At 66.9% G+C, this 6,461-nt stretch carries 4 protein-coding genes and 1 pseudogene; 1 reads left to right on the plus strand and 4 read right to left on the minus strand.

Annotation, left to right across the window (positions count from 1 at the left end; all coding sequences use genetic code 11):
* The first annotated feature begins 108 nt into the window (after nucleotides 1-108).
* Entirely contained in the window at nucleotides 109-843 is a 735-nt protein-coding gene (locus ACZ7M3_RS51455; RefSeq protein ID WP_472073550.1) for an SDR family oxidoreductase, read from the plus strand.
* A 136-nt stretch (nucleotides 844-979) separates the two neighbouring features.
* Here ACZ7M3_RS51455 and ACZ7M3_RS51460 read toward each other — a convergent pair.
* The 4 genes and pseudogenes from ACZ7M3_RS51460 to ACZ7M3_RS51475 all read right to left on the minus strand — a co-directional run.
* Nucleotides 980-1,197, minus strand: a pseudogene (locus ACZ7M3_RS51460) (IS5/IS1182 family transposase); the annotation flags it as partial.
* Nucleotides 1,198-1,612: 415 nt separating this feature from the next.
* A complete protein-coding gene (locus ACZ7M3_RS51465; RefSeq protein WP_472073552.1) occupies nucleotides 1,613-2,896 on the minus strand; it encodes a hypothetical protein in 1,284 nt (427 codons plus the stop codon).
* A gap of 90 nt (nucleotides 2,897-2,986) precedes the next feature.
* The gene (locus ACZ7M3_RS51470) at nucleotides 2,987-4,606 is read right to left on the minus strand and encodes an ISL3 family transposase (protein ID WP_472073554.1); all 1,620 of its coding nucleotides are present in this window, start codon (nucleotides 4,604-4,606) and stop codon (nucleotides 2,987-2,989) included.
* 499 nt (nucleotides 4,607-5,105) lie between these two features.
* The gene (locus tag ACZ7M3_RS51475) at nucleotides 5,106-6,026 is read right to left on the minus strand and encodes a trimeric intracellular cation channel family protein (protein ID WP_472073556.1); all 921 of its coding nucleotides are present in this window, start codon (nucleotides 6,024-6,026) and stop codon (nucleotides 5,106-5,108) included.
* Nucleotides 6,027-6,461: the final 435 nt, after the last annotated feature.

A 6,461-nucleotide genomic window follows, 5' to 3' on the forward strand; every position in this document is an offset into this window, starting at 1 on the left:
ATATCAGAACAGAATTGGACAACAGGGAGGGTTCGCTCATAGTTTTCTTTCCGGGTCCGGCGACGTCGGAAACCGATACGAAGCATGGAAATCAAAAGGAGAGGCCCTGTGGGTCTGAATCAAAGCGTGGCGCTCGTCACGGCTTCTTCGCGGGGAATCGGCCGGGCCGTTGCATCGCGTCTGGGGCGGGACGGCGCACATGTAGTGGTCAATTACCACTCGAATGAGGCCGCCGCGCGGGATGTCGTCAGGGAGATCGAGGAATGGGGCAGCAAGGCCGTGGCTGTGCAGGCCGACCTCGCCGTGCCGGGCGATGTCACCCGCCTGTTCGAGGAATCAGTCGCCGCGTTCGGCGGTCTCGACATCGTCGTGAACAACGCCGGCGTGCGGGCCTTCGGGTCCATATCCACCTTCTCTGTCGAGGACCTCGACCGGCTGCTGGCCGTCAATGTCAAGGGGACCTTCCTGGCGCTGCAGCAGGCGGCGAACCTCGTTCGCGACGGGGGTCGTATAGTCAACATCTCCACGGGGCACACCAAGGGACCGAGCCAACGCGTCGCCGCGTACGGCGGCAGCAAAGCCGCGATGGAGTATTTCGGGCACGTGCTAGCCAAGGAACTGGGGAACAGGAAGATCACGGTCAACGTCGTGCTTCCGGGCTTGACCGACACCGATGGTCTGTCACCGGAATTCCGGGCGAACGCCGACGCGTTCATCGCCCGGACCCCTCTCGGACGGCTCGGGCGCCCCGAGGACATCGCCGATGTCGTCGCCTTCCTCGCGAGTGACGACGCGCGCTGGGTCACCGGTCAGACGATCGCGGCCGCCGGCGGCCTCATCTGAGAGAGCGGGTCGTGAGGTCACCGCGTGAGTGACGGCCGTAGGCGGACGTCGTCTGCCTACGGCCGGCTGTGATGGCGGCCGAGACGTCAGTGGTCACAGCAAAGAGGGACGCCCTGTCGGACGGGCCCCCCTTTGCGGCGTCGCCCCACTGCCCGGGGTGATCAGCACGCCGAGTGGGCGGCGGGCGTCCGCCCTCACCGGCAACGTGGATCTTGCAGGTCAGGCCGCCCCGTGAACGTCCCAGGCCCTCATCGGGGCGGTGCTGCAGGGGCGTGTATCTTTTCCCGGAAGCCGCGGGGGTTTCTTACGTGCTCCCGCAGCGTGTTGGGAGGCCACCCTCGAAGGACTCGACACCGCGGCCCGCAAGGGCAACCTCGGCGGCCGGCCCCGGTCATCACCGACGACATGATCCACACCGTGCTCCACCGCCGCGCCAACGGCGAGACCGTCGAGGACATCTAGCCCGACCTGCTCATCCCCACCGGCCGCCGCAAAGGACAGAGCCCCAGCCTCTCCAGCATCTACCGAGCACGAGATAGACCCAGGCGTACCCGGAGGCTGTCGAGACGGCGCACACGGACTTCGCCACCCTCTAGCAGCGCAACCACAGCCTCAAGTAGTTACTCAGCGCTACACGCCACCTGGCGGTAGCTATACGAGAACAGGGCCTGGAGTCCCGTGGGTTCGGACGAAGTGAAGGACCTTCAACGGGAACCCGCGGGTCAAATCTTGTGCTGTGCGGAGGTGGCCCGGCGAGTTCGCTCCGAACTCACGACGAGGGATCTGGTGCCGCGTTTGTCGTGGCCTCGTGGAGATACGCCTCGACCGGGCCCAGGTGCTGGTCGTGGGCGAGGACGATCTCGTCGGCGAGGTTGAGGATGCGGATGCTTCCGCTGGGGAACTGAACGGTGATGCCGACGGCGAAGTCCAGGTTCCCGTCCCGATACCGGATCTCTCGGACGGATAGGACCTGCTCGCCGACGAACGGACTCGTCGGGAAGTCCCGTGGATCTTCCTCGACCGTGGTGTGGCCGTACTCGTCCATGTCGTAGGGGCCGTGGGGCTGGTCGATCTCCAGGGCCAAGCCGTCGCCTGCTGTGTGGAACCGGACGGGGCCGAGGCCGTCCATGTGCAGCCACATGTGCAGGAGGGACGGCTCGCTCTCCGGGTAGTGGTGCCAGGACGTTGTCACCTGCAGCAGGCGCCTGTCGGCCAGGTCCTCAGCTTTGATCACCCTTTGATGCTTCACGGCGTTCAGCGACTCGGAACTGGTTTCCAGGAGGCGGCGAGCCGAGTCCGCGTAGCGGATTGCCGTCTTCTCATCGATGCCGAAGACGAGGGCAAGGGGGAGTGGGTCGGCGCCGTGGGCGAGGGCCTCTTCGAGCTGGCGGTCGACGCGGAGCCGTTCGAGAGTGGCGCTGAGGTTGCGGGTGGCCCGAGTGGTCCAGAGTTTGCCGGCTGGACCAAGCTCGACGGCGGTCTTCTGTGTGATCAGCAGGTGTGGGTTGGCCGTGTTCGGCCAGCGGTTGCGGCGGTAGTCGAGCCAGTCCAGGACAGCGCGGCGGGTGAGGTCGTCGAGCGGGCGGACGTGGCCGCCGACGATGACGCGCCGGTTGCCCAGGTCGACGTCATCCAACTGCATCGTCCGGATCATCTTCGGCTGTGCCGCGTGGACGGCGGCCAGGGCGATGATGAGCCGGAGGTCCGGGGTGGTGGCGGTGGCGATCGCCTCGTCGACATCCGCTTGGTCGAGAGCCTGGACCACGCCGCCGGCCTGCCGCGGAACACGGATCCGGATCGTGGGGTTGCGGAAGATCTGCCCGCTCTTCTTCGCCTGCCGGAACAGCGACCGCAGCGCGACGATCCGGCTCTCGCATTGTTTGCCGGTGGCGGCGTCCCGGACGGTGGCGATGTCCTGTCGGGTGACTTCCCGCAGGTGGTCGTAGCGGCCGGACCACTCCAGCAGCACCGGCTGGATCTCGTTGAGGTACGTCCATGCCGTCTGTCGTGCGCGAGGTTCGGACCGCGGGCCGCCGTCGAGGAGAGTCCGCACCCAGGCTTCAACGTCTGGCTATGTAGGTGAGTTTCGGCTCTGGCCCACTTGTTGGGCTCTGTCGCTGATTTGGGGGTGGTGGCTGGTTTATCAAGGTGACAGGAGGATTCGGCGTCGCAGGAGGTCGAAGTTGGCCCGGCCGTACATCTGTCTCTTCAGCAGTTTGATCCTGGTGACGTTGCCCTCGACCGCTCCTGAGGTGAAGCTGGTGGTCAGGGCGGCGAGTACGGCTGCCCGGTCGCGTCGTATGCCGGCGGCCAGGGTCCGGAGTTCTCGTTGTCCGTCGAGGCGGACATCGGCAAGCCAGACGTCGAGCGCCAGGTGCTCGCTGCGGCGTTCGCGCACCATCGAGGCCAGGCGGCGGGCGTACTGCGTGGTCGTGGCCAAGGCGGGGCTGCGTTCGCACAGCTCGTCGAGGCACTTGCGCTCGGTCTCGGTGAGTAGCTCGGGGCGGCGCATGATCCAGTCGGTGACCCTGCGGACGGTCAGGTGGGGCAGCGGTGCATCGGTCGGGATCGTCCCGGTGCGGTAGGGACGCAGGTGGCGGCGGACGGTGTTGACGTCTCCGCGGTAGCCCAGCTGCTGGATCTCCCAGGTGAGTGCGGCAGCGTTGGTGCAGCCCTCCATCCAGCGGTGATGCAGGTAGAGGCGGTAGTCGGCGATCATGCTCGGGCGGTGGGTTGCCGCGACGAGAAGCTGCTCGACATCGGCGGCCCGGGCGAAGCGCAGGACGGTGCCGTGGCTGAGGCGGAGCTCCCGGGCGATGGCTCGCAGGCTGTCGCCGCGTTCGATGCGTTCGTGGATCTGCTGGTGGCGCTCGCGGGTGCGGACGATCAGCGGCCGAGGCCGTCCGTGCACGTCCAGCTCGTCCAGGGCGGAGGGGTGGACGCCTGCGGGTGGACGGATGGCGTCCTGGTTGGGCCGGACGGTGAGGGGTTCGCGCAGGTCGGCGCGGTGTCGTCCGACGACGCGCTCGACGGCCTCAGCGAGGTTGTGCAGCAGGTGCCAGGCGTCGGCCACTTGCCGGGCCTGTGGTGCACCGGCGTGGGCGCCGTCTCGGAAGGAGCCGGCCCGGTCGCGGCAGATGACCTTTACCTCGAGGTGTTCGCGCAGCCAGACCGCGAAGGTGTGCGCGGCGCGGTCCGCGAGGACGTCGACGGGACGGCGGGTGTTCATGTCGACGAGGACCGTCGCGTAGGTCCGACCGCGGCGCACGGCGAACTCGTCGACGCCCAGACACGGGACGGATTCCGGCGCTGGGACGGGCAGTGCGCGAAGGAGCCGGAGAAGGGTGTCCTTGCCGGTGGTGACCGCCAGGCGTCCGCACAGATTCGCTCCGGCACGTCCGCCCAGAAACAAGGCGATGTCCGTGAGCTGGGTCGTGAGGGCATTCGTGCGGCGGGCATGTCGACGCGTCAGGTCCGGTATCTGCTCGGCGAACGTCCGACGCCCACAGCTGCCGTTAGCACACACGAGACGACGTGCCCGCAGATTGAGTCGCACCTGACGGCCAGCGACGGGACGGTCCGCCAGACATCGCTGGTAATAGCAGTGCACACGCGAGGATCTCCATCCACATCCCGGACAGACGGCCGACCCCACCGTGGACCGCACAGTAAGCCGGACCTCAGCGTCCTCAAGAACCACTCCATCTACCGCCACCCCAACCCCCGGAAGAAGAAGGTCGGCGAGGCGAAACACATCCCCCACGCCTAGGTGATGCCCACCTGCTCTCGATCGTCACCACCCCCAAATCAGCGACAGAGCCCCAAAAGTGATCCAGAACCCGAGTTCAGCCGACGCCGACAAGGGGCCACGGACGCGTTGGTACGAGCGGTGCTGGGGTTCAAGCCGTCGTCCATGCGGTCTGCCTGCCCGAGGGCGCAGTTGGTCGCGGATGCCGGCGGGCAGGCCGATGTCGGCGGGCTTGGTGGCGCCCCGTGGCTGGACGTGTTGCCGGTGGGCAAGCACCATCGGTCGCGCACGAGTGCAAGCGGCCCTTCACAGTTGAGGATATAGCCGCGGGACGGGCGACGACCCAGAGCCGGGTCGAGCCTGTCGTGGCGTACCCAGCGGGAGAGACTCGCTTGTCCAGTCCAACCCGAGAACCCACGTGGCCGGCGGCCGACGCTCACTCACCCTGTCTTCTTCGGTTCTTCGCCAAAGCCACCGCCCCCGGATCTCCCTGTGAGGTCTGGTCTCCTTCCCTCTACTCTCGTCGCGCGGGCCGACGGAGGAGGAATCGCGGGTCCCGACCGGATCCCGGGAGCTCAACCGGAGGCACGACGCGGTCGTTGCGGTGCGGGAGCGGCCGCGCCTCGATGCGCGGCAGTCTGACTGTTTCGGTTGCCGAGGCGGGCAGGGTGCTTGTATCCCATTCAGGGAAGCGGAGCGTGATCGTATCTGCTTCTGTGGATGGCGACGGTGCTGAGCCCGTGTCTGGGTTCACCGTTGGTGACTGCTGCCGCATGCCTGCGAACGGATTGCGCCAGAAGTGGGCACGTGGGGTTCGCCAGTTGTAGTGCAGGGCCAGGAGCCGTAGTCCGAAGGCGAACAGTGAGGCGCCGATGGCGGTGCCGACGTTCAGTAATCCGGTGAAGTACAGCAGAGCGGTCGAGGTGGCGCCTGCGAACGCGGGCAGTGCGTACAGATCGCGGTTCCAGCGGAGCAGCGTCGGCTGTTCGAGGGCGAGGAGTTGGGAGAGCACGCCGCCGCCGACGGCGCTGGCGCATCCGAGCGTGACCGCGGCGGGAATGTTGAAGCCATGCGTGAGCGCCTTGATCGTGCCGGTGACGCTGAACAGCCCCAGCGCTGCTGCGTCGGAGAGGTCGAACAGCCTGTCCTCGTCCACCTTGTCGTCGTGACGCAGCCGGTGACCGAAGTACACGATTAGCGCTGCGGCGCAGGGCGTGAAGAAGTAGCCGAGATCAGTGAAGGCCACGGGGGCGACCCTGAGCACCAGGTCACGGAAGAGGCCGCCACCGAGGCCTGCTGCCTCGCTGAGGATGACCGCCCCGAAGATGTCGAAGTCCTTGCGCACTGCGAGGAATGCCCCTGAGAGGGCGAAGGCAAAGATGCCGAAGAGATCCATCACGTACTGGACAGCACCAGTCAGTTCCTCTATTTGCATGAGGCAGGCACTTTCTGAAGGCTGGCGAGGATGCGGGCTCTTGAATGCTGTTGGGCATGCGAACGATTTCGCGATACTTTGGGGGTGTTTTGCGCACGGAGGTTGCCGGGTGCGGCATCTTGCCTGTTGAGTGGTCGCCACGTGCGTGGACGGTGTGCTTCTGCGGCTAGTTGGTTGGCGAGAAATACCGAGCGCGCTTGCTGGGATCCAAAACACCGCGGAGAACGACGTCGAGTGGTGGTTGTCGGCGACGAGGGAGGCCGGGACGCAGGCCGGTTCCTGCCGGCCGTGGTCCATTCCTGCCAATCGCTTCGCGCCGGACCGGCGCTACGGATGCCGGGGGCCCGCCTGGCCGGTGCTCTTTCCGTAGCGGCGACCGCCCCCCGAAGCGTCCGGAGTCGCGCCGCCCGCAGGCGTCGCGTCCTCCGCGTCGCC

This window comes from Streptomyces sp. NPDC111656 (assembly GCF_055656965.1).